The sequence below is a fragment of the Streptomyces sp. WAC06614 genome (assembly GCF_003949795.1).
Taxonomy (GTDB): domain Bacteria; phylum Actinomycetota; class Actinomycetes; order Streptomycetales; family Streptomycetaceae; genus Streptomyces.
In genome coordinates this window covers 1-22,698 of record NZ_RPRY01000100.1, presented here as the reverse complement: position 1 = coordinate 22,698, position 22,698 = coordinate 1, and the positions used below count along the sequence as shown (strand labels likewise).

The window sequence follows — 22,698 nt, the reverse complement described above, 5'->3', positions numbered from 1 at the left end:
CGCCCATGCAGCAGCCCACCCTCGTCGCCGTCGCCCACGGCAGCCGCGACCCCGAGGCCCTGCTCACCGCCCGGACCCTGCTGCGGCGGGTCCGGGAACTGCGCCCCCACCTCGACGTCCGGCTCGGCCACGTCGAGCTGACCGCCCCGCTGCTGGACGACACCCTCGGCGCGCTGCCCCCGGGCGGCGCGGCGGTGCTCGTCCCACTGCTGCTGGGCCGCGGCCACCACGTCAAGCACGACCTGCCGCGGGCCGCCGCCCGGGCCCGGCACCTGCGCACGGCCGTGGCCGCGCCGCTCGGCCCGCACCCGCTCCTGGTCGAGGCCCTGTACGACCGGCTGCTCCAGGCGGGCTGGACCCCGGGGACCGCGGTGGTGCTGGCCGCCGCGGGCTCCCGCGACCCCGATTCGGCCGCCGACGCCCGTGCCTGCGCCGCCCAGCTCGCCGAACGCCTGGGCGGGGACGTCCCCGTGGTGCCCGCGTACGCCTCGGCCGTCTCCCCCACCCCGGCCGAAGCGGTCCGGGCCCTGGTCGCCCGCGGCCACCACCGCACCGCCGTGGCCTCGTACTTCGCCGCCCCGGGACGGTTCGCCGCCCAGGCCGCCGCGGCCGCCGCCGGACCGGCCGCCGCCCCGCTCGGCGCCCACCCGGCCCTCGCCCGGCTGCTGCTGCACCGCTACGACCAGGCCCGTACCCGGACGACCCCGGCCCCGCAGCGGCCGGAACTGGTCACCGCCTGAACCGTCCGAACCGCCTGATCCCGTTTTGTCAGTCCTTCCGGTTACCGTTTTTGCATGGAAGGCACCGCACCCGCCCCCGGCCACGATCCGTACGATCCGTCCGCCACCGAGCGCTGGGACCCCGAGCCCGACAAACGGCCCGGCCGGACCGCCTTCCAGCGCGACCGCGCACGGGTGCTGCACTCCGCGGCCCTGCGCCGGCTGGCCGGCAAGACGCAGGTCGTCACGCCCGGCACCCGCTCCTACGACTGGGACGCCAGCCCCCGCACCCGGCTGACCCACTCGCTGGAGTGCGCCCAGGTCGGCCGGGAGCTCGGCGCCGCCCTCGGCTGCGACCCGGACCTGGTGGAGACGGCCTGCCTCGCGCACGACATGGGGCACCCGCCCTTCGGGCACAACGGCGAGGAGGTGCTCAACGACTTCGCCAAGGACTGCGGCGGCTTCGAGGGCAACGCCCAGTCGCTGCGCCTGCTGACCCGGCTCGAACCCAAGCGGTTCGTCCCCGACCCGGCCACCGGGGAGCTGGTCAGCGTCGGGCTGAACCTCACCCGGGCCTCGCTGGACGCGGCCACCAAGTACCCCTGGCCGCGCGGCGGTCACCCCACCGACCCGGACTCGGTCAAGTTCGGGGCGTACGAGGACGACCTGCCGGTCTTCGCCTGGCTGCGCGAGGGCGCGCCCGCCGACCGCAAGTGCTTCGAGGCCCAGGTCATGGACTGGGCGGACGACGTGGCGTACTCGGTGCACGACTTCGAGGACGGGCTGCACGCCGGCCACATCGACCCCAACCTGCTCTTCTCCGACCCCGAGCGGCGTGCCATCTGGCAGGTGGCGATCGGCCGCTACGTCCCCGCCGGGACCGACCCCGACGAGCTGCGCGAGGCCCTGGACCGGCTGATGGAGGAGGAGTGGTGGCCGCACGGCTACGACGGCTCCGCGGTCGCCCAGGCCCGCCTGAAGGACGCCACCAGCCAGCTCATCGGCCGCTTCTGCCTGGCCGCCGAGGGCGCGACCCGGGCGGCGTACGGTACGGGCCGGCTCACCCGGTACGCCGCCGAGCTGGTCGTCCCGCGCGCCACCCGCAACGAGTGCGCCGTCCTGAAGGCGGTGGCCGACCTGTACGTGATGCAGCGCGAGGAGCAGGAGCGGGTGCGCGCCGACCAGCGCATCGTCCTGGCCGAACTGGCCGAGGCGCTGCACGCCCGGGCGCCCGAGGGCCTGGAGCCGCAGTTCCGCGCCGTCTTCGACGCGGCACCCGACGACCGGGCGCGCAAACGCGCGGTCATCGACCAGATCGCGTGCCTGACCGACGCGTCCGCGCGCTCCTTGCACGACCGCCTCACCCGCCGCGCGCGACGCGCCGACGGGTGAGCTGATCGCGCCACGGCCCCTTCACGCGGCAGGCTCGGTGCGGGACGCTCGCATGTGGTCGTATGTGGCGCAGAGGTTATGAGGAGGCATCAGGTGGTCGACGCACACCGGACGTTCGTCATCGTCGGCGCGGGGCTGGCCGGGGCGAAAGCGGCCGAGACGCTGAGGTCGGAGGGGTTCACCGGCCGGGTGATCCTGATCGGCGACGAGCGCGACCACCCCTACGAACGCCCGCCGCTGTCCAAGGGCTACCTGGCGGGCAAGGAGGAGCGCGACAGCGTCTTCGTGCACGAGCCGTCCTGGTACGCCCGCGCGAACGTCGAGCTCCACCTCGGCCAGCCGGCGGTCCAGCTCGACCGGGAGCACAAGCGGGTCGTCCTCGGCGACGGAACCGCCCTGCACTACGACAAGCTGCTGCTGGCCACCGGCGCCGAGCCGCGCCGGCTGGACATCCCCGGCACGGGCCTGGCGGGGGTGCACCACCTGCGGCGCCTGGCGCACGCCGAGCGGCTGCGCGGGGTACTGGGCACCCTCGGCCGGGACAACGGGCACCTGCTGATCGCGGGGGCCGGCTGGATCGGTCTGGAGGTGGCGGCCGCCGCCCGCGGCTACGGCGCCGAGGTCACCGTGGTGGAGCCGCTGCCGACGCCGCTGCACGCGGTGCTCGGCCCGGAGCTGGGCGGCTTCTTCCGGGACCTGCACGCCGAGCACGGGGTGCGTTTCCACTTCGGGGGCCGCCTCACCGAGATCACCGGGACGGACGGCATGGTGCTGGCCGCCCGGACCGACGACGGCGAGGAGCACCCGGCGCACGCCGTGCTGGCCGCCGTGGGCGCCACGCCCCGTACCGCCCTCGCCGAGACCTCGGGGCTGGCCCTGGTCGACCGGGAGCACGGCGGCGGCATCGTGGTGGACGCGAGCCTGCGCACCTCGGACCCGGACATCTACGCCGTGGGCGACGTGGCCGCCGCCCACCATCCGGTGCTGGGCACCCGGCTGCGGGTGGAGCACTGGGCGAACGCGCTCAACGGGGGCCCGGCCGCCGCGCGGTCCATGCTGGGCCAGGAGGTCAGCTACGACCGCATCCCGTACTTCTTCTCCGACCAGTACGACGTGGGCCTGGAGTACTCCGGCTGGGCCCCGCCGGGCTCGTACGACGAGGTGGTGATCCGCGGCGACGCGGGCAAGCGGGAGTTCATCGCCTTCTGGCTGTCCGAGGGCCGGGTGCTGGCGGGCATGAACGTGAACGTGTGGGACGTCACCGACCCGATCCAGGCCATGATCCGGACGGCCGCCGTCCCCGACCGGGACGCGCTGGCGGATCCGGCCGTTCCGCTGGAGTCCCTGGTGAGCGGGCAGGGCGGCTGACGGAAGCGCCGCGGCCCGGCCGTAGAATTCACGCGTGGCAGGCAGGATCAACGACGACGACGTGAAGGCGGTCCGGGACGCGGTCCCGATCGACGCCGTGGTGTCCGAGTACCTCCAGCTGCGCAACGCCGGCGGCGGCAACCTCAAGGGCCTGTGCCCCTTCCACGACGAGAAGTCCCCGTCCTTCCAGGTCAGCCCCAGCAAGGGGCTGTACCACTGCTTCGGCTGCCAGGCGGGCGGGGACACCCTCGACTTCATCATGAAGATCGACCACCTCTCGTTCTCGGAGGCGGTCGAGCGCCTCGCCGGTCAGGCCGGCATCACCCTGCGCTACGAGGAGGGCGGCTACACCGCCGGCACCAGCGGGCGCGGCGAGCGCATCCGGCTGGTGGAGGCGCACAAGGCGGCGGCCGAGTTCTACGTCGGCCAGCTGGAGGGCCCCGAGGCGGAGATCGCCCGGAAGTTCCTGGCCGAACGGGGCTTCGACCAGGCCGCGGCGGCGCACTTCGGTGTCGGCTACAGCCCGGCCGGCTGGGACCACCTGACCCGGTTCCTGCGCGGACGGGGGTTCACCGACAAGGAGCTGATCGTCTCCGGCCTGGCCCAGGACAGCCGCAGCGGCAAGCCGATCGACCGGTTCCGGGGCCGGCTGATGTGGCCCATCCGGGACATCACCGGCGAGGTGGTCGGCTTCGGCGCGCGCAAGCTGCGCGAGGACGACAACGGCCCGAAGTACCTGAACACCCCCGAGACCCCCATCTACAAGAAGTCCCAGGTCCTCTACGGGATCGACCTGGCGAAGAAGGAGATCGCCCGGACCTCGCGGGCCGTGGTGGTCGAGGGCTACACCGATGTGATGGCCTGCCACCTGTCGGGGGTGACCACGGCGATCGCCACCTGTGGGACGGCCTTCGGTGGGGACCACATCAAGATCCTGCGCCGGCTGCTGATGGACAACGCCACCGCCGAGGTGATCTTCACCTTCGACGGCGACGCGGCGGGCCAGAAGGCGGCGCTGCGCGCGTTCGAGGACGACCAGAAGTTCGCGGCGGAGACCTCCATCGCGATCACCCCGGGCGGTATGGACCCGTGCGACCTGCGGCTGGCGGAGGGCGAGGCGGCCGTGTCCGCGCTGGTGGAGTCCCGTACGCCGCTGTTCGAGTTCGCGATGCGGCACATCGTCTCGCGGCACAACCTGGAGAACCCGGCGGGCCGGGCGGCCGCGCTGGACGAGGCCGCCCCGATCGTGGCCAAGATCAAGAACATCGCGATCCAGCACGAGTCGGCGGTGCAGCTGGCGGGCATGCTGGGCATCCTCGACGAGCAGTTCGTCGTCAAGCGCGTCGCCCTGCAGGCGATGTGGGCCCGCGAGCGCGGCAACCGCCCGCAGCCCGGCGCCGGCTCCGGCCGCTCCGGCCGGCCCGCGCGCCCCGGCTACGAGACGGTGCCCGCCGCTGAACCTGCGCAGCCCCGTCCACATCACCGAGCGCGAGCTGCTGAAGCTGGCGCTCCAGCGCCCGGAGCTGGTCGCGCCGGCCTTCGACGCGTACGGCGTGGACGAGTTCACCGCCCCGCCCTACGCGGCGGTCCGCCAGGCCATCCAGGAGGCGGGCGGCGCGGTGCCGGGCGACGCGGGTTATCTGGCCCGGGTCCGTGAGGCCGCGCCGAACGACACCGTCCGCGCGCTGGTCACCGAGCTGGCGGTGGAGGCCATCCACGCCAAGACGGTCGACGAGGTGTATGCGGGCACCCAGCTGGTCCAGGTCCGGCTGCGGGCGGTGGACCGCCGGGTCCGCGAGATCCAGGGCACCATGGCGCGCCTGGGCCCGCACGCCCCGGCGGAGCAGCTCGCCGCGGTCCAGGAGGAGCTGTGGGTGCTCCAGCAGTACGGGCAGCGGCTGCGCAACCGGGGCGCGGCGGGGCTGTGACCGGCCGGGCTCAGGCCCGGTGCCGGAGCCAGTCGCCGCCGGGTATCCGCGTCCCGGTCCGGGCCAGCCGGCGGGCCACCGGTCCGGCGGCCAGGTAGACCCAGGCGCGGACGGCGGTGCCGTCGGCGCGCAGCACCGTGCGCGGCAGCCGGTCGTAGACGTTCAGGGGGCGGTCGGGGCCGTGGTACTCCTCCAGCCGGTCCAGTTCGGCGAGCAGCTCCGGGTAGCTGCCGGCCAGCGGGGTGACCAGCTCGCCGACGACCTCGGTGCCGGGGTGGTGGACGGCGTACGGGTAGCCGGGGCCGTCGTACAGGAGGGCGTCGGGCAGCCGGGCCGGCTCCTCGGCGGCGGTGCGGCCGCGCAGGAACAGGGCGTGGTTGTGCTCGCCGGGCCGCAGGGTGCCGTAGACGAAGAACGGCAGGTCACCGCTCACTGCGCCGCCTCCGGCCCGTCCGTGACCTCGGCGGCGACCCAGGTCAGGTAGTCCGCGCTGCCCAGGACCACCGGGGTGGCGATGATCTCCGGGGTGTCGTACGGGTGCTCGGCGAGGAGCCAGGCCTCCAGCAGGGGGTAGCGGTCCACGGTGGTCTTGAACAGGACCTGCCACTCCTGGGCGGTCTCGACCGCGCCCTGCCACCGGTAGACGGAGGTGACGGGCGAGGAGATCTGCGCACAGGCGGCCAGCCGTTCCGCCACCGCGCCGCGGGCCAGCGCGGTGGCGCCGTCGGCCGAGTCGACGGTGGTCAGGACGGTCGTCACGGGGGACCTCACGGGACCTCCTCGGAGGGACAGAAGATCGACAAGGGCAACAAAAGGGGCGTCCGACCGGGTCGGAGGTCCCGACGTGCGCGTGCCCCACCACCGTACGCACCGCTGTTACACAACCTCCCGGTGCCCGTGACACGCGCGGCCTAGCGTCACGGCTGCGATGACCAGAGTTCCCTTCCGCGCCACTGCCGCCGTCTGCTGCCTCGCCGCCGCCCTCGGCGGCTGCGCCGCACCCGGCGGGCTGGCCCCGGGGACCCCGGCCCCGGCGGTCTCCGCCCAGCCGACGCCGGACCCGCTCTGGCCGGCCTGGACCGACCGCGCCCCGGGCACCCCGGGCTCCGCGGTCTCCCACCACCAGCCGCCGCCCCAGCCCCTGGACGGCGCGCCGCCGGTACCGGCGCAGGGGCTGGGTGCGGTCGACGCCATGGCCGTGGTCACGGCGGACAGGCGGATGAAGGTGTACGCCGCCAAGGGCTGGATCCCCGCCCCGGGCCGGCCGGGCCTGCGGCCGCCGGTGTACCTGGACCTGACCGGGGACGGACAGCCGGAGCTGATCGTGGCCGCCGACACCGAGAGCGGACGCTCGGCCCTGAGCGTGTACCGGGCCCACGCGGGCCGGATCTACCCGGTGCTGTTCACCATGGGTGCCCGGATGGTCGTGGACTCCATGGGCGTCGACCTGCTGGTGCGCACCTCGGCCGGCGACGGCACCGAGGCGGCCGTCCGCTACCGCTGGGACGGCGAGCGGATGACCGTCGTGAGCGACGAGAAGCGCTACCCCAAGGCGCCGCCCGGCCGGGACGGCGAGGAGTTGCAGGAGCGGCCCCCGGCCCCCTCGCCCGGAGCCTCCCGGTGAGGCGGGTCCTCGCCCGCTGCCGCAGCCCGTTCCGGACCCTCTCCCTGAGGTGGAAGATCGCGCTGCTGCTCGCCGTCGGGTGCTCCCTCGTGGCGGTGACGATCGGCCTGCTCATCCACGGGGCACGGGGCCGCCAGATCGCCGAGGCGGCCCGCAAGACGGCCACCGACCAGCTGATCACCGTACGGCGCGTCTACGAGCTGACCGGCCGGCTCGACCCGGACAAGGTCGGCGAGGCCGAGGCCGGGATCGACTGCCCCGGCGTCCCGGCCGAGCTGCGGGAGGCCGCCCTCGCCGGGCAGCGCACCACGTACCTGGACCTGACCGGTTCCGACCCGGGGGTGTGGGCGGCCCGGCCCATCGGCGGCGCCCACGTCCTGTCGGTCCGCCTCCCCCTGAAGGAGGAGGCGGCCGAACTCGCCGACCTCGACCGCCAGCTGCTGGCCTCCGGCGCCGGGGTGGTGGCGCTGGCCGCGGTCGGCGGTTGCCTCCTGGCCGGCCGGCTCGGCAAGGACCTGCGCACGGCCGCCGAGACCGCCCGCCGTATCAGCGCGGGCGAACTGGACGCGCGGATCGACCACTTCTGGGCGCCCGGCACCAGGAACGAGGTCGCCGCCCTCTCCCACGCGGTGGACACCATGGCCGCCAGCCTCCAGCGCCGGCTGGAGGCCGAGCAGCGGTTCACCGCCGATGTGGCCCACGAGCTGCGCACTCCCCTGACCGGCCTGCACACCGCCGCCGAGCTGCTGCCCCCGGGACGCCCGACCGAGCTGGTCCGGGACCGGGTGGCCGCGCTGCGCACCCTGACCGAGGACCTGCTGGAGGTGGCCCGGCTGGACGCCCACTGCGAGCAGCCGGCCCTGGAGACCCATCCCGTGGGCCCGCTGGTGGCCTCGATCGTGCGGCGCTCCGGCGTCACGGCCGAGGTCCACGGCGCCCATCAGCAGACCCTCGTCCGCACCGACCGCCGCCGCCTGGAGCGGATCCTGGCCAATCTGCTGGCCAACGCCAGGCGGCACGGCGGCGGCCCGGTGGAGGTCCACGTGGACGACCGCCGCATCACCGTCCGCGACCACGGCCCCGGCTACCCGGACCGGCTGCTGCGGCACGGCCCCCAGCGCTTCCTGACCGGCGCCGCGGAACGCGGTCAGGGCACCGGCCTGGGCCTGACCATCGCCCTGGGCCAGGCCCAGGTGATAGGCGCCCGCACCACCCTCTCCAACGCCCCCGACGGCGGAGCCACGGCCGAACTGCTCCTCCCACCCGCGTGACAGGGCCTTCCGTGACGTCCGCGCCCCGGAACAGCCCCCATCACCCGGACGGCGCGCATCACCCCTGATGCCTCGACACCGCCTCTGACCTGCAACGACGCGCTCACGGACGCCCGGCCCGCCCGCCAGGGCCCCGCCTTCGACAGGCGCCCGCGGCACCGACCGGCTTATCTCGGATCACGACCACGCGACCGTCCCAGGATCGGCAGGAGCCCGCATGCGTCGCCGTACCACCCACGCGCTCACCGCCACCGCACTGACCTGCGCCGCGTTCGCCGGCCCGGTCGCGGGCGCGGTGGCCGCCGCGGACTTCGGCGCGGGCATCTTCGCACCCGGCGACTTCGCGAAGCTGGAGGTCTGGCCGAGGTCGGCCGCGCCCGGCGCGACCGTGACCGCGAACACCGCCGCCTGCGGCGGCCACGGCACGGCCGACGGCGACGCGACCATGGTCGGCGGCGGCCGCTTCCGGCTGGCCCCGGGTACCCGCAAGGAGGTCGTGACGGGCCAGTTCAAGGTCGGCCGCGGCACCCGCCCGGGCACCTACGAGATCGGGGCGACCTGCGCCGACGGCAGGTTCGCCACCGGCGACCTGGTCGTCACCGAGCACGGCCCCCAGGGGCACGTGCGCACCGGGGTGGGCGGCGGTACGAAGACCGCCGCCGACCCCGCCCGCGTCGCGGCGGGAGCGGCAGTGCTGGCCGCCACCGCCGTCGGCGGTACCTGGCTCCTGCGTCGCCGGGCGAGCGGCACGCGGAGCTGACGGGCGCCCACCGCGGCCCCCGACCGCGGTCCGTACCGGTACCGCCCCTCCGTCGCCCGCCCCGCGAGGTCCCCCCGTTCGCGGGTGCGGGCGACGGCCACGTCGAGAACCGACCACCGCCCGGCGGACGGGCGGGCGCACGACCCGAGGGGGCGGAGCATGCACGGCGAGCGGCGGTCCCGGCGACCCGGTCGCACCGTCCTGGTGGCGCTGGCCGCCTGCACCGGGCTGTGGCTGGTGGTCACCGGCTCCACCGAGCAGGTCCGCCCGCCGCTGCCCCCCGCCGGCGAGGCCGAGGCCGCCGGCGTCCCCGCCGGCGGGGCCGAGCCCCTGCCGGGGTCGCCGCCGCTGCGGATCCGGATCCCCTCGATCGAGGTCGACGCCCCGCTGACCGGCCTGGGTCTGGACGCCGAGGGCCGGCTGGAGGTCCCGCCGCCGGCCCGGCGCGACCTCGCCGGCTGGTACCGCGACGGCACCACGCCGGGGTCGGTCGGCACCGCGATCGTCGCCGGGCACGTGGACCACGCCACCGGCCCTGCCGTGTTCTACCGGCTGGGCGCGCTGCGCCGGGGCGCCACGATCGAGATTCCGCGCGCGGACGGCCGTACCGCCGTCTTCACCGTCCACGCGGTGGCCGTCTTCCCGGCGAGCCGCTTCCCCGACCGGCTGGTGTACGGCCCGTCCCCGCACGCCGAACTGCGGGTGATCACCTGCGGCGGGGCGTTCTCCCCACGGACGGGCTACCAGGGCAACGTGGTGGTCTTCGCCCATCTGACCGGGACCCGCTGAGGCCGCCCGGGCCTCACGCCCACTGCTCCAGTCCCAGCTTGACCACCAGGGCCACCACGACGGTCAGCAGCACCCCGCGGACGAAGCCGCTGCCCTTGCGCAGCGCCATCCGGGCCCCGGCCATCCCGCCGAGCAGGTTGAACGCCGCCATCAGCGCGGCCAGCTGCCACAGCACGTCGCCGCGGGTGGCGAAGACGGCCAGGGCGCCGGCGTTGGTGCCGACGTTGACGATCTTGGCGGTGGCCGAGGCGGTCAGGAGGTCCAGGTGCAGCAGCGCCGTCAGCGACAGCACCAGGAACGTGCCCGTACCGGGTCCGATCAGCCCGTCGTAGAAGCCGATGCCCAGCCCCGCGAGGAGGATCGCGGCGACCACCCGGCCGCGGCCGACCGGCCCGGTGGCCGCCGTCGCGCCGAAGGACGGCCGGAAGAGCACGAACGCGGCGACCAGCAGCAGCACGACCATGATCACCGGGCGCATGGTGTCCTTGCTGAACACGCCGGCCAGCAGGGCCCCGCCCATCGCCCCCGCCATCGCCGCCAGGCCGATCCGCACCGCGGTCCGCACGTCCACCGGGGCCTTGCGGGCGAAGGTGACCGCCGCGCCGGTGGTGCCGACGATCGCCACGGCCTTGTTGGTGCCGAGGGCATGGGTCAGCGGGACGTTCGAGGGCAGGCCGAGCATCAGCGCGGGCAGGAGCAGCAGCCCGCCGCCGCCCACCACGGCGTCGATCCACCCGGCCGCCGCGGCGGCCGCGCACAGCACGATGATCATCGTCAGAGATATGTCAGGCACGGCGCCACCCTATGGCGCACGTGTTCGACGGCTCACAGGTGCGGCCCTTACGGGAAGAGGTCGGCGTTCCGTCCGGGTAACCGCGGCGATGCGGACGGGAAACAGCAGCCGCGCACGCTCGGGGCATGACCTTCCGAGAGCGCGTGGTGGTGATCGGCGCCGGCCTCGCGGGCCTGCGGCTCGCTCAGCGTCTGGCCCCCGCCCCGGTGACCGTCCTGGGCGAGGAGAGCCACGCCCCGTACAACCGGGTCCTCCTCGCCGAGGTCCTCGCCGGGCGGTTCGCCCCCGAGGTGGCGGCCCTGCCCGATCCGGGACCGGCCCTGCGCCGGGGCGTGCGGGCGGTCCGCGTCGACCGGGCCGCGCGGCTGGTCCACTGCGACGACGGCACGACCGAGCCGTACGGCACCCTGGTCCTGGCCACCGGCTCGAACCCGGTGCTGCCGCCGCTGCGCGGCCTGTTCGACCTGGAGGCCCCGCGGACCGGTGGCGCAGGCGCGCTGCCCGACGGGGTGCACGCCTTCCGCACGATGACCGACTGCCTGGCTCTGTCGGACGCCCTCCGTGACCGGCCGGGCCTGCGGGCCGTGGTGATCGGTGGCGGGCTCCTCGGGGTCTCCGCCGCCCGCGCCCTGGCCGTCCGCGGCGCGCAGGTGGTCCTGGCCCAGCAGGGCGGCCGTCTGATGGAGCGCCAGCTCGACGAGGGCGCCGCCGGCCTGCTGCACGCCCATCTGACCGCCCTCGGCGTGGAGGTCCACACCGGGTGCCGGGTCCGGGGCCTGGCGACCGTCCCGGTCGGCAGCCGCCGCACCGTCACCGGCGTGGACCTCGCCGACGGGTTCCGGCTCGACGCCGACCTGGTGGTCCTCGCCTGCGGGGTACGCCCCCGCACCGGCCTCGCACGGGCCGCCGGGCTGGCCGTCGGCACGGGCGTCCTCGTGGACGACCGGCTGCGCACCTCGGACCCCCGGGTCCACGCCGTCGGCGACTGCGCCGAGCACGCCGGGCAGGCCTACGGACTGGCCGGGCCGGCGCTGGAACAGGCCGACGTGCTCGCCGCGGTGCTCCAGGGCCGGGCCGGCGCCCGGTACACCGGCACCCGCGCCCTGACCCGGCTCACCCTGGCCGGCCCGGCCGGCCCCCTCGACCTCGCCGCCTTCGGCGAGACCACTCCCGGCCCCGGGGACGACGTGGTCTGCCTGGCCGACGCCACCCGCAGCACCTACCGCAAGGTCGTCGTCCGCGGCGACCGGCTCGTCGGCGGGCTGCTGCTCGGCGAACTCTCCACCGTGGGCGCCCTCGCGCGCACCTGGGAGAGCGACGAACCCCTGGACCAGCTGTCCCACCTGCTCACCGACGACGGAGGCTCCTGATCATGAGCAACCCCCCGACCCGGCCCGCGCTCGTCCTCGTCGGTCACGGCATGGTCGGCCAGCGGTACCTGGAGGCGCTCGCCGAGCGCGGCCTGACCGCCACGCACCGGATCACCGTGCTCTGCGAGGAGCCCCGCCCGGCGTACGACCGGGTCCACCTCACCTCGTACTTCTCCGGCAGCAGCCCCGAGGACCTCTCGCTGACCCCCGCCGGGTTCCTGGCGGAGCACGGGATCGAGCTGCTGCTCGGCGACCCGGCCGTCGCCGTCGACCGCGCGGCCCGTACGGTCACCGCCCGCTCCGGGCGGGTCGTCCCGTACGACGTGCTGGTCCTGGCGACCGGCAGCTACCCCTTCGTGCCGCCCGTGCCCGGCAAGGACGCCCCCGGCTGCTTCGTCTACCGCACGATCGAGGACCTGCTCGCGATCGAGTCCTACGCCGCGGACAAGGCCGTCGGCGCCGTCGTCGGCGGTGGCCTGCTCGGACTGGAGGCGGCCGGCGCCCTGCAGGGGCTGGGCCTGGCCACCCGGATCGTGGAGTTCGCGCCCCGGCTGATGCCGGTCCAGGTGGACGAGGGCGGCGGCGCGGCCCTGCTGCGCACGATCGAGGGCATGGGGCTGACCGTGCACACCGGGGTCGCCACCCAGGCGGTGCTCGCCGACGCCCCGGACGGCTCGGTCAGCGGCATGCGGCTGTCGGACGGCACCACCGTCCCCACCGATCTGGTGGTCTTCTCCGCCGGGGTCCGCCCCCGCGACCAGCTCGCCCGGGACTGCGGCCTCGACGTCGGCGAGCGCGGCGGCATCGCCGTCGACGCCCGCTGCCGCAGCACCTGTGACCCGCACGTCTACGCGATCGGCGAATGCGCCCTGGCCGTCGACGGCCGGGTCTACGGCCTGGTCGGCCCCGGCTACGAGATGGCCGAGACCGCCGCCGACGACCTGCTGGGCCGGGAGCGGGAGTTCACGGGCGCCGACCTGTCCACCAAGCTCAAGCTGCTCGGCGTGGACGTGGCCTCCTTCGGCGACGCCCACGGCGCCACCGAGGGCAGCCTGGACGTCGTCTACTCCGACTCCCGCTCCGGGGTCTACAAGAAGCTGGTGGTCTCCCCCGACGGGGTGCTCCTCGGCGGGGTCCTGGTCGGCGACGCCGACTCCTACGGGCTGCTGCGTCCACTGACCGGCTCGGTGCCGCCCGCCGCCCCCGAACGCCTGGTGCTGCCGGCCGGGACCGGCGGCGCGGCCGCCCCGGGACCGGCCTCGCTGCCCGACGACGCGGTGATCTGCTCCTGCCACAACGTCACCAAGAAGGCCGTCACCGCGTGCACCACCCCGGCCGAGGTCAAGAGGTGCACCAAGGCGGGCACCGGCTGCGGCAGCTGTGTGAAGGTGATCGGCGAGCTGCTGCCGGCCAGGACCGACAAAGGGCTCTGCGGCTGCTTCCCCCACACCCGGGCCGAGCTCTACGAGATCGTCCGCACCCTGCGGCTGACCTCGTACGCCCAGCTCCTCGACAGCCACGGCCGGGACACGGCCCGCGGCGGCGACGGGTGCGAGGTCTGCAAGCCCGCTATCGGGTCGATCATCGCCTCGCTGGCGCCGACGATCGGCGCGTCCGGGTACGTACTGGCCGACGAACAGGCCGCGCTGCAGGACACCAACGACCACTTCCTGGCCAATCTCCAGCGCAACGGCTCGTACTCGGTCGTCCCGCGCATCCCCGGCGGCGAGATCACCCCCGAGAAGCTGATCGTGATCGGTGAGGTGGCCCGGGACTTCGGTCTCTACACGAAGATCACCGGCGGCCAGCGCATCGACCTCTTCGGCGCCCGGGTGGACCAGCTCCCGCAGATCTGGGCCCGGCTGGTCGCGGCCGGCTTCGAGTCCGGGCACGCGTACGGCAAGGCGCTGCGCACCGTGAAGTCCTGCGTGGGGCGGACCTGGTGCCGCTACGGCGTCCAGGACAGCGTCCGCATGGCCATCGACCTGGAGCTGCGCTACCGGGGCCTGCGCGCCCCGCACAAGCTGAAGTCGGCGGTGTCCGGCTGCGCCCGCGAGTGCGCGGAGGCGCAGAGCAAGGACTTCGGCGTGATCGCCACGGCGAATGGCTGGAACTTGTACGTCGGAGGCAACGGCGGAGCCACCCCGCGCCACGCCGACCTGCTCGCGCAGGACCTGTCCGACGCCGAACTCGTCCGGCTGATCGACCGGTTCCTCATGTTCTACATCCGCACCGCCGACCGTCTGGAGCGCACCTCCGCCTGGCTGGAACGGCTGGAGGGCGGCCTGGACCACCTGCGCGACGTCGTCGTCCACGACGCGCTGGGGCTGTGCGCGGAGCTGGAGTCCCTGATGGCCGACCACGTGGCCCACTACCGCGACGAATGGGCCGAGACGCTGGACGACCCCGACCGGCTGCGCCGGTTCGTGTCCTTCGTCAACGCGCCCGGCGCCCCCGACCCGTCCGTGAAGTTCGTTCCCGAGCGCGAGCAGGTCAAGCCCGACCTGGACGTGCTCCAGATCTCCCTGGGAGGCACCCGATGACCGTCGAACTACGCGTGGCCGAGGGCTGGCTGACGGTGTGCGAGCTGGATGCGCTGATCCCCGGTCGCGGGGTGGCGGCGCTGCTGCCCGACGGCAGCCAGGCCGCGGTCTTCGTCGACCGCCACGGCCGGCCGTACGCGATCAGCAACCGGGACCCGTTCACCGGGGCGCAGGTGCTGTCGCGGGGGCTGACCGGCTGCTCGGACGGCCGGGTGTTCGTGGCGTCGCCGCTGCTCAAGCAGCGCTTCGACCTGGAGTCGGGGCGCTGCCTGGACGACGACGGGGTGACGGTCCGCACCTACCCGGTCCGGACCGCCGCGACCTCGTAGGACGGCGCAGGACGGCGCAGGAGGGGCGTACGGCGCTCAGCCCTGGGTGGCCGCCGGGTCCATCCACATGATCTCCCAGGTGTGGCCGTCGAGGTCCTCGAAGCCGCGCATGTACATGAACCCGTGGTCCATGGCCGGGCGCGGCTCGGTGCCGCCGGCCCCGACCGCCGTGTCGACCAGAGCGTCGACGGCCTCGCGGCCGGCGGCGCTCAGGCACAGCAGGGTCTGGGCGGTGGTGGCGGTGTCGGCGACGGCCTTGTGGGTGAACTCCTTGAACTTGGCCTCGGTCAGCAGCATCGCGTAGATCGTGTCGCTGATGACCAGGCAGGCGGCGGTCTCGTCGGTGAACCGGTCGTCGAAGGAGTAGCCGAGCGCGGTCCAGAACGCCTTGCTGGCGTCGAGGTCCTTGACCGGCAGGTTGACGAAGATCATGGTCTGGGGGGTCTGCGACTGCGACATCTCGCTCTGCTCTCTGCTCCGGCCCGCCGGGCCCTCGGGTCACGCTGTCGTAAAGGAGACCGGGGGCGGCGCGGAAACTCATCGCCGTCGGAGAAATCCTTTTCCGGCCTTTCCTTCCGGGCCGGCCCGGGCGCTGACACGGGCACGGGCCCCGGCCGGGCGGGAACGCCCGGCCGGGGCCCGGGAAGGCTACGAGGCCGCCGCGCCGCCCTTGAGCAGGGCCGCGCCCAGCGGGGTGACCGTGTGCAGCACGGCGTTGCCCCGGCGCAGGGTGGTCACCAGGCCCGCCTCGCGCATCACGCAGGCGTGCTGGCTGGCCGAGGCCAGCGAGACCCCGGCGCGGCGGGCCAGTTCGCTGGTGGTGGCGCCGTCGCCGATGGCCCGCAGCACCACCGAGCGGGTGTGCCCGACCAGCTTGCCCAGGGTCTTCTGCCGGTGGTCGTCCAGGCTGGTGGGGCGCACGCCCTCGCCGCACGTGGGTGCCGAGGCCAGATGGGCCGCGGCGGGGTAGACCAGCACCGGCGGCAGCTCCGGGTCGTGCAGGGTGACCGCGGTGCGCCGGCAGAAGAACGACGGCTGGAGCAGCAGACCGCGGCCCCGCAGCCGGACGTCCCGGTCCACCGGGTAGTCGCACTCCAGCACCGGGGCCCGCCAGCGCAGCATCGGCGGCAGCGAGGCCAGCAGCTCGTCGGCCCCGCCGTCGAGCAGCGCGCGGCCGCGTGCCGCCCGTTCGGCCTCTATCTGGGCCTGTATGTGCGTCCAGTACGGCTCCACGGCCGCCCGGTGGTAGCCGCGCAGCTCGTTCAGCAGCCGGGGCACCTGGCGTACGCCGCCGTCGGCGAACTCCCGTAGCCGGGTGGTCGGTGGTGCGCCGCCCGCCACGAGGGACAGCTCCCGCCGCAGCCGCTCCGTCCGTATCCCGCGCAACGCGTCAAGGCCGACATCCCACCCGTACTGCCCCTCAACAGGAGTGAGAAAATCGGGGAAATAGCCACGACTCGGTATGAGCGCACCGAGGAGACGTGTTTCAGTATTCAACCTGCTCCGCGTTTCCGTGCGCCATTCACCGAACAGCCGGGCGTCACGCCGGTCCCTTAAACGGTGAAAGCTCAGAATCGTTTCCCACAACGCATCGGGACGCCCTGCCATCCGTACGCGTGCCAGGTCCACTCCAGTGAAATGGATACGCAGCACCGAACCCCCACCTGTGCAACCGCAATCCCCCCGCCCCATGAGTATGCATGCCGTCACACGACGTCACCACGCCCTTTCGGCCACAGTTGAAACCCCTTTCGGCAGGGGCGTGACAACCGAAATCCTGTACTCCGCCAGGCACACTCCGGTGCGACCGAAACGCTCCGCGAAGGCCGTGGGGGGCTTTGCGGGGCCTGGCGGTCGGTCGCACCGGGAAGCGCCGACGTGCCTGGCAGATTGACAGCAGGCGGTGGACGGGTGGGGATCCGTCCGCCGCCTGCTGCCGTAAAGATTTGTTGAACAATCGCCTTCTTCCACAAACGTGGGCGCGCCTGCCCTCGGGGGTCAGGGAACCCGGGGGCAGGCGCGCGGTCCGTGGTGCTGCCGCTGTGCGCGGGTCAGCGGCTGTCGGAGCCCTTCGACTCGGCGGCGGCGCGGCCGGCCTCCAGTCGCGCGACCGGGATCCGGAACGGCGAGCAGGAGACGTAGTCGAGGCCGACCTCGTGGAAGAAGTGCACCGACTCGGGGTCGCCGCCGTGCTCGCCGCAGACGCCGAGCTTGATGTCGGGGCGGGTGGCCCGGCCCTGCTGCACCGCGTGGCGCACCAGGGAGCCGACGCCGTCCTTGTCGATGGTCTCGAACGGCGAGACCCCGAAGATGCCCTTCTCCAGGTAGGCGGTGAAGAAGCTGGCCTCGACGTCGTCGCGGGAGAAGCCCCACACCGTCTGGGTCAGGTCGTTGGTGCCGAAGGAGAAGAACTCGGCGGCCTCGGCGATCTGACCGGCGGTCACGGCGGCGCGCGGCAGCTCGATCATGGTGCCCAGCGCGAGCTTCAGCTCGACACCGGTGGCCTTCTCGACCTCGGCGATGACCGCCTCGGCCTCCTCGCGGACGATCTCCAGCTCCTGGACGGTGCCCACCAGCGGGATCATGATCTCCGCACGCGGGTCGCCCTTGGCGTTCTTGCGCTCGGCCGCGGCCTCGGCGATGGCGCGGACCTGCATGGCGAACAGGCCGGGGATGACCAGGCCCAGGCGGACGCCGCGCAGACCCAGCATCGGGTTCTGCTCGTGCAGCTTGTGCACGGCCTGGAGCAGGCGAAGGTCGTTCTCGTTGGGGTCCTTGCGGGCCTCGGCCAGCGCCACCCGGACCGACAGCTCGGTGATGTCGGGCAGGAACTCGTGCAGCGGCGGGTCGAGCAGACGGACGGTGACGGGCAGGCCGTCCATCGCCTCGAAGAGCTCGGTGAAGTCCTTCTTCTGCAGCGGCAGCAGCTCGACGAGGGCGGAGTCGCGCTCCTCCTCGGTGTCGGCGAGGATCAGGCGCTCGACCATCTCGCGGCGCTCGCCGAGGAACATGTGCTCGGTGCGGCACAGGCCGATGCCCTGGGCGCCGAACCGGCGGGCGCGCGAGGCGTCCTCGGCGTTGTCGGCGTTGGCGCGCACCCGCAGCCGGCGGACGCGGTCGGCGTAGGCCATGATCCGGTGGACGGCGGCGACCAGCTCGTCGGCGTCGTCGGCGCCGGCGTGCATCCGACCCTCGAAGTACTCGACGACCGGCGACGGTACGACGGGTACCTCACCGAGGTAGACCTTGCCGGTGGAGCCGTCGATGGAGACGACGTCGCCCTCCTCGACGACCTGCCCGGAGGAGGTGGTCATCCGGCGGCGCTTGGTGTCGACGTCGAGCTCCTCGGCGCCGCAGACACAGGTCTTGCCCATGCCGCGGGCGACGACGGCGGCGTGCGAGGTCTTGCCGCCGCGCGAGGTCAGGATGCCCTCGGACGCGATCATGCCGTCCAGGTCGTCCGGGTTGGTCTCGCGGCGGATCAGGATGACCTTCTCGCCGGACCGGGACCACTTCACGGCCGTGTACGAGTCGAAGACGGCCTTGCCGACGGCCGCGCCCGGGGAGGCGGCGATGCCGCGGCCGATCTGCTCGACCTTGGCCTGCTCGTCGAACTTGGGGAACATCAGCTGCGCGAGCTGGGCGCCGGTGACCCGCTGGAGGGCCTCGGCCTCGTCGATCAGGCCCTGGTCCACGAGCTGGGTGGCGATGCGGAAGGCGGCGCCGGCGGTGCGCTTGCCGACCCGGGTCTGGAGCATCCAGAGCTGACCGCGCTCGATGGTGAACTCGATGTCGCAGAGGTCCTTGTAGTGGGTCTCCAGCGTCTCCATGATCTGCATGAGCTGGTCGTAGGACTTCTTGTCGATCTGCTCCAGATCGGCGAGCGGCACGGTGTTGCGGATGCCCGCGACCACGTCCTCGCCCTGCGCGTTCTGCAGGTAGTCGCCGTAGACGCCCTGGTGGCCGCTGGCGGGGTCCCGGGTGAAGGCGACGCCGGTGCCCGAGTCGGGGCCGAGGTTGCCGAAGACCATGGAGCAGACGTTGACGGCGGTGCCGAGGTCGTGCGGGATGCGCTCCTGGCGGCGGTAGAGCTTGGCGCGGTCGCCGTTCCAGGAGTCGAAGACCGCCTTGATGGCGAGGTCCATCTGCTCGCGCGGGGCCTGCGGGAAGTCGCGGCCGGTCGCGGTCTTGACGATCTTCTTGAACTCTTCGACCAGCTTCTTGAGGTCGGCCGCGTCCAGGTCGGTGTCGACGGTGACGCCCTTGGCCTCCTTGGCGGCCTCCAGGGCCTCCTCGAAGTGCTCGCCGTCGACGCCGAGGACGGTCTTGCCGAACATCTGGATGAGGCGGCGGTACGAGTCCCACGCGAAGCGCTCGTCACCGGCCTGGGAGGCGAGGCCGGTCACGGACTCGTCGGAGAGGCCGATGTTGAGGACGGTGTCCATCATGCCGGGCATCGAGAACTTGGCGCCGGACCGGACGGAGACCAGGAGCGGGTCGTCGGACTGACCGAGCTTCTTGCCCATCTTCTGCTCGAGGGCGTCCAGGTGGGCGCTGACCTCGTCACGCAGCGCGGCGGGTTCCTCGCCGCTGTCCAGGTAGACCTTGCAGGCCTCGGTGGTGATGGTGAAGCCGGGAGGGACCGGCAGACCCAGGTTGGTCATCTCGGCGAGGTTGGCACCCTTGCCGCCGAGAAGGTCCTTGAGGTCGCGGTTTCCCTCCGTGAAGTCGTAGACGAACTTCTGCTCTTTGATTTCCGACACGGGTCTCGACTCCTCGACGACTCGGTGGCTGCCCTGACGGCGAGGAACATACCCAGATCGAAGGCGTCTGGGTACGTCCACTTGGCCGTCATATGGCTGTAACCACCCGTGCGCCCATGGATCGAAAGTAACTGATGGGTAGCCTGAACAGGCGATCTGCCTTCACTACCCGAAGCCCGATCGGCCCAGTTCCGCTTGATCGTGCTCGGATGAGCGATCATCGATACATTTGCGTTCAAGTCTTGAACGAACAAAGGGTGGCACCCAGTGCCACCCTTTGAAAGTCTTAGCCGTGATAATCACGCTCATCTGAGCGCAACCCCACCCATGCGTGGCGTATCTCACGCTCAGATGGGAGGGGTTTTCTCACCCTCCGGACGTGTCCAGCTCCGCGTCCTCACTCACCCAGGCGCAGTCGTAGGGGTCCTTCAGCCACCCGTCCGGCAGGACAACCCGGTTGTTTCCGGACGTCCGGCCCCGCGGACCGTCGGCACCCTCGGGCCACGGCTGGTCCAGATCAAGCTCGCTCAGATGAGCGCCCAGTTCGGCCAGGGAGGAGGTGACCGCGAGCTTCTTGCGCATCTCGGAACCCACCGAGAAGCCCTTGAGGTACCAGGCCACGTGCTTACGGAAGTCGATCACCCCGCGCGCCTCGTCACCGATCCACTCCCCCAGCAGCGTCGCGTGCCGGACCATCACGTCCGCCACCTCGCGCAGGGAGGGCGCGTAGTAGTCCTGCGGCCGACCCTCGAAGGCCGCCACCAGGTCGTTGAACAGCCACGGACGGCCCAGGCACCCCCGGCCGACGACCACTCCGTCGCAGCCGGTCTCGCGGACCATGCGCAGCGCGTCCTCGGCGCACCAGATGTCGCCGTTGCCGAGCACCGGGATCTCGGGGACGTGCTCCTTGAGCCGGGCGATGGCCTCCCAGTCGGCGGTGCCGCCGTAGTGCTGGGCGGTGGTGCGCCCGTGCAGGGCGATCGCGGTCACGCCCTCCTCGACGGCTATCCGGCCGGCGTCCAGGTAGGTGAGGTGGTCGTCGTCGATGCCCTTGCGCATCTTCATGGTGACCGGCAGGTCGCCGGCCCCGCCGACGGCCTCCTTGAGGATCGCCCGCAGCAGGTTCCGCTTGTACGGCAGCGCGGAGCCGCCCCCCTTGCGGGTGACCTTGGGGACGGGGCAGCCGAAGTTCAGGTCGATGTGGTCGGCGAGGTCCTCCTCGACGATCATCCGGACGGCCTTGCCCACGGTCGCCGGATCCACCCCGTACAGCTGCACGGACCGGGGCTTCTCGGTCGCGTCGAAGTGGATCAGCTGCATGGTCTTGTCGTTGCGCTCGACCAGCGCCCGGGTCGTGATCATCTCGCTCACGTACAGGCCCTTGCCGTCGCTGAACTCGCGGCACAGGGTACGGAACGGGGCATTGGTGATGCCGGCCATCGGCGCGAGCACCACCGGCGGCTGCACGGTGTGCGGGCCGATCGCGAGGGCGGGAGGCAGCGTGGTCATCCCCCCATTGTCGCGCATGCCGCCGCGCCCCATTGTTCGTAAGCTCGCGGCATGACCGAGCTGAGCCACCGGCGGCGCATGGTCGTGCTGGCGATCTGCTGTCTGAGCCTGCTGATCGTGAGCCTCGACAACACCGTCCTCAACGTCGCCCTGCCCCAGATGCGACGCGAGCTGCACGGCTCCGTGGCCGGCATGCAGTGGACCATCGACGCCTACACCCTGACCATGGCCACGCTGCTGATGCTGGCCGGGTCCACCGGCGACCGGATCGGGCGCCGCAAGGTGTTCACGACCGGGCTGTGCGTGTTCCTGGCGGGCTCGCTGCTGTGCTCGCTCGCGCCGACCCTCGACTGGCTCATCGCCTTCCGGGTGGTCCAGGCGGTCGGCGCGGCCATGCTCAATCCCGTCGCGATGTCCATCATCGCCAACACCTTCACCGATCCGGCCGAACGGGCCCGGGCGATCGGCGTCTGGGGCGGTGTGGCCGGCATCTCGATGGCGGCCGGGCCGCTGGTGGGCGGCGTCCTGGTGGACTCGGTGGGCTGGCGTTCCATCTTCTGGCTCAACCTGCCGATCGGGCTGGTCGCCCTCGCCCTGACCCTGAGGTTCATCCCCGAGTCCCGGGCCCCGCGGCCGCGCCGGCCCGACCCCGTGGGGCAGCTGCTGATCATGGCCCTGCTGGGCTCGCTGACGTACGGGATCATCGAGGCGCCCGAGGCCGGGCTGCGTTCGGGACTGGTGCTCGGCTGCGCGGCCGTCGCGGTGGCGGCGCTCGTCGGGCTGCTCGTGCACGAGCCGCGGCGCGCGGAGCCGCTGATCGACCCGCGGTTCTTCCGCAGCGTCCCGTTCAGCGGGGCGACCGTGATCGCGGTCAGTGCCTTCGCCGCGCTGTCCGGCTTCCTGTTCCTGACCACCCTCTACCTCCAGGACGTACGGGGGCTCGACGCCCTGCACGCCGGGCTGTGGATGCTGCCGCTGGCGCTGATGACCTGCCTGATCGCACCCCTGTCGGGGCGGCTGGTGGGCAGCCGGGGGCCGCGGCTGCCGCTGGTGGTCGCCGGGATCGGGATGGGCGCCAGCTCGCTGCTGTTCGCCGCGTTCGCGGCGGAGCGGCACGACGGGCTGATGCTGCTGGCCTACGTGCTGTTCGGCATCGGCTTCGGCATGGTCAACTCGCCGATCACCAACACGGCCGTCTCCGGGATGCCGCGCGCCCAGGCCGGCGTGGCCGCCGCGGTCGCGGCCACCAGCCGGCAGACCGGCGGCACCCTGGGCGTCGCCGTGATCGGCGCGGTGCTGGCCGCGGGCCTGGCCGGGGCGGGGGGCTCGCACGCCGCCTCCGCGTCGTTCCCGGCCGCCGGCTTCGCCGACGCGGCGCGGCCGGCCTGGTGGGTGATCACCTGGTGCGGGCTGGTGGTGCTGGTGGTGGGCATCGTCTCCAGCGGCGCCTGGGCCCGGCGGACCGCCGAACGGACGGCGAAGTCCCTGGAGGCCCCGCCACCCCCGGCGGAACCGGCCGCGGCAGGGGCTCCCCCGCGCG

Annotated in this window: 18 protein-coding genes and 1 pseudogene; 12 read left to right on the top strand and 7 right to left on the bottom strand. The window is 73.3% G+C overall.

Features of this window, described 5'->3' with window-relative positions:
* Positions 1–5: 5 nt before the first annotated feature.
* The 4 genes and pseudogenes from EF918_RS15990 to dnaG all read left to right on the top strand — a co-directional run bounded on the left by EF918_RS15990 (position 6) and on the right by dnaG (position 5,407).
* Positions 6–740, top strand: coding sequence for a sirohydrochlorin chelatase (locus tag EF918_RS15990; protein ID WP_125646151.1), 735 nt, complete (start codon positions 6–8; stop codon positions 738–740).
* Positions 741–794: 54 nt separating this feature from the next.
* Positions 795–2,111, top strand: coding sequence for a deoxyguanosinetriphosphate triphosphohydrolase (locus EF918_RS15985; RefSeq protein WP_125646147.1), 1,317 nt, complete (start codon positions 795–797; stop codon positions 2,109–2,111).
* A 93-nt stretch (positions 2,112–2,204) separates the two neighbouring features.
* Positions 2,205–3,479, top strand: a complete 1,275-nt coding sequence (locus EF918_RS15980) for an NAD(P)/FAD-dependent oxidoreductase (RefSeq protein ID WP_125646144.1) — start codon at positions 2,205–2,207, stop codon at positions 3,477–3,479.
* A 34-nt stretch (positions 3,480–3,513) separates the two neighbouring features.
* Positions 3,514–5,407, top strand: a pseudogene (gene dnaG / locus EF918_RS15975) (DNA primase).
* Between the two features lie 10 nt (positions 5,408–5,417).
* Here dnaG and EF918_RS15970 read toward each other — a convergent pair.
* Both EF918_RS15970 and cutA read right to left on the bottom strand, forming a co-directional pair.
* On the bottom strand, positions 5,418–5,840 hold the full coding sequence (locus EF918_RS15970) for a gamma-glutamylcyclotransferase family protein (RefSeq protein WP_125646142.1): 423 nt from the start codon (positions 5,838–5,840) through the stop codon (positions 5,418–5,420).
* A complete protein-coding gene (gene cutA, locus EF918_RS15965; RefSeq protein ID WP_125646140.1) occupies positions 5,837–6,178 on the bottom strand; it encodes a divalent-cation tolerance protein CutA in 342 nt (113 codons plus the stop codon). The genes EF918_RS15970 and cutA overlap by 4 nt, the downstream gene beginning before the upstream one ends.
* Positions 6,179–6,335: 157 nt before the next feature.
* Between cutA and EF918_RS15960 the strand changes: the two genes are divergently transcribed.
* From EF918_RS15960 to EF918_RS15945, 4 genes are all read left to right on the top strand, one after another.
* Positions 6,336–7,031, top strand: a complete 696-nt coding sequence (locus EF918_RS15960; protein ID WP_185921758.1) for a hypothetical protein — start codon at positions 6,336–6,338, stop codon at positions 7,029–7,031.
* Complete coding sequence (locus EF918_RS15955; RefSeq protein ID WP_125646138.1) at positions 7,028–8,302, top strand: HAMP domain-containing sensor histidine kinase; 1,275 nt, start codon at positions 7,028–7,030, stop codon at positions 8,300–8,302. The genes EF918_RS15960 and EF918_RS15955 overlap by 4 nt, the downstream gene beginning before the upstream one ends.
* A 217-nt stretch (positions 8,303–8,519) precedes the next feature.
* On the top strand, positions 8,520–9,062 hold the full coding sequence (locus EF918_RS15950; RefSeq protein WP_260610248.1) for a hypothetical protein: 543 nt from the start codon (positions 8,520–8,522) through the stop codon (positions 9,060–9,062).
* A 159-nt stretch (positions 9,063–9,221) separates the two neighbouring features.
* On the top strand, positions 9,222–9,851 hold the full coding sequence (locus tag EF918_RS15945) for a class F sortase (protein ID WP_125646136.1): 630 nt from the start codon (positions 9,222–9,224) through the stop codon (positions 9,849–9,851).
* Between the two features lie 13 nt (positions 9,852–9,864).
* Here the strand turns inward: EF918_RS15945 and EF918_RS15940 are convergent, their stop codons facing one another.
* Positions 9,865–10,644, bottom strand: coding sequence for a TSUP family transporter (locus EF918_RS15940; RefSeq protein WP_125646134.1), 780 nt, complete (start codon positions 10,642–10,644; stop codon positions 9,865–9,867).
* A 125-nt stretch (positions 10,645–10,769) separates the two neighbouring features.
* Here EF918_RS15940 and EF918_RS15935 point away from each other — a divergent pair, with 125 nt between their 5' ends.
* From EF918_RS15935 to nirD, 3 genes are read left to right on the top strand one after another with little or no spacing between them, the layout of a single operon-like run.
* Positions 10,770–12,014, top strand: a complete 1,245-nt coding sequence (locus EF918_RS15935; RefSeq protein ID WP_125646132.1) for an NAD(P)/FAD-dependent oxidoreductase — start codon at positions 10,770–10,772, stop codon at positions 12,012–12,014.
* A 2-nt stretch (positions 12,015–12,016) separates the two neighbouring features.
* A complete protein-coding gene (gene nirB, locus EF918_RS15930) occupies positions 12,017–14,557 on the top strand; it encodes a nitrite reductase large subunit NirB (RefSeq protein ID WP_125646130.1) in 2,541 nt (846 codons plus the stop codon).
* A complete protein-coding gene (nirD, locus tag EF918_RS15925; protein ID WP_125646128.1) occupies positions 14,554–14,886 on the top strand; it encodes a nitrite reductase small subunit NirD in 333 nt (110 codons plus the stop codon). The genes nirB and nirD overlap by 4 nt, the downstream gene beginning before the upstream one ends.
* A 36-nt stretch (positions 14,887–14,922) precedes the next feature.
* Here the strand turns inward: nirD and EF918_RS15920 are convergent, their stop codons facing one another.
* The 4 genes from EF918_RS15920 to dusB all read right to left on the bottom strand — a co-directional run bounded on the left by EF918_RS15920 (position 14,923) and on the right by dusB (position 21,176).
* Positions 14,923–15,345: a VOC family protein gene (locus EF918_RS15920; RefSeq protein ID WP_125646126.1), complete on the bottom strand. Its 423-nt coding sequence runs from the start codon at positions 15,343–15,345 to the stop codon at positions 14,923–14,925.
* Positions 15,346–15,534: 189 nt separating this feature from the next.
* Complete coding sequence (locus EF918_RS15915; protein WP_125646124.1) at positions 15,535–16,539, bottom strand: helix-turn-helix domain-containing protein; 1,005 nt, start codon at positions 16,537–16,539, stop codon at positions 15,535–15,537.
* Positions 16,540–16,937: 398 nt separating this feature from the next.
* Positions 16,938–19,649 carry a pyruvate, phosphate dikinase gene (ppdK, locus tag EF918_RS15910; protein WP_125646122.1) on the bottom strand — a complete coding sequence of 904 codons (2,712 nt, stop codon included), beginning with the start codon at positions 19,647–19,649 and terminating at the stop codon, positions 16,938–16,940.
* A gap of 366 nt (positions 19,650–20,015) precedes the next feature.
* Positions 20,016–21,176 (bottom strand): tRNA dihydrouridine synthase DusB, encoded by a 1,161-nt coding sequence (dusB, locus tag EF918_RS15905; protein ID WP_125646120.1) that lies wholly within the window; start codon positions 21,174–21,176, stop codon positions 20,016–20,018.
* A gap of 33 nt (positions 21,177–21,209) precedes the next feature.
* Between dusB and EF918_RS15900 the strand changes: the two genes are divergently transcribed.
* A partial coding sequence (locus EF918_RS15900; RefSeq protein WP_125646118.1) for an MFS transporter occupies positions 21,210–22,698 on the top strand: 1,489 nt, incomplete at its 3' end.

What these genes read in the sequence shown, in the direction of transcription:
- EF918_RS15990 (WP_125646151.1), top strand. Translation starts at nt 6, where the DNA reads ATGCAGCAGCCCACCCTCGTCGCCGTCGCCCACGGCAGCCGCGACCCC.
- EF918_RS15985 (WP_125646147.1), top strand. Translation starts at nt 795, where the DNA reads ATGGAAGGCACCGCACCCGCCCCCGGCCACGATCCGTACGATCCGTCC.
- EF918_RS15935 (WP_125646132.1), top strand. Translation starts at nt 10,770, where the DNA reads ATGACCTTCCGAGAGCGCGTGGTGGTGATCGGCGCCGGCCTCGCGGGC.
- EF918_RS15960 (WP_185921758.1), top strand. Translation starts at nt 6,336, where the DNA reads ATGACCAGAGTTCCCTTCCGCGCCACTGCCGCCGTCTGCTGCCTCGCC.
- nirD (WP_125646128.1), top strand. Translation starts at nt 14,554, where the DNA reads ATGACCGTCGAACTACGCGTGGCCGAGGGCTGGCTGACGGTGTGCGAG.
- EF918_RS15950 (WP_260610248.1), top strand. Translation starts at nt 8,520, where the DNA reads ATGCGTCGCCGTACCACCCACGCGCTCACCGCCACCGCACTGACCTGC.
- nirB (WP_125646130.1), top strand. Translation starts at nt 12,017, where the DNA reads ATGAGCAACCCCCCGACCCGGCCCGCGCTCGTCCTCGTCGGTCACGGC.
- dusB (WP_125646120.1), bottom strand. Translation starts at nt 21,176, where the DNA reads ATGCGCGACAATGGGGGGATGACCACGCTGCCTCCCGCCCTCGCGATC.
- EF918_RS15945 (WP_125646136.1), top strand. Translation starts at nt 9,222, where the DNA reads ATGCACGGCGAGCGGCGGTCCCGGCGACCCGGTCGCACCGTCCTGGTG.
- EF918_RS15920 (WP_125646126.1), bottom strand. Translation starts at nt 15,345, where the DNA reads ATGTCGCAGTCGCAGACCCCCCAGACCATGATCTTCGTCAACCTGCCG.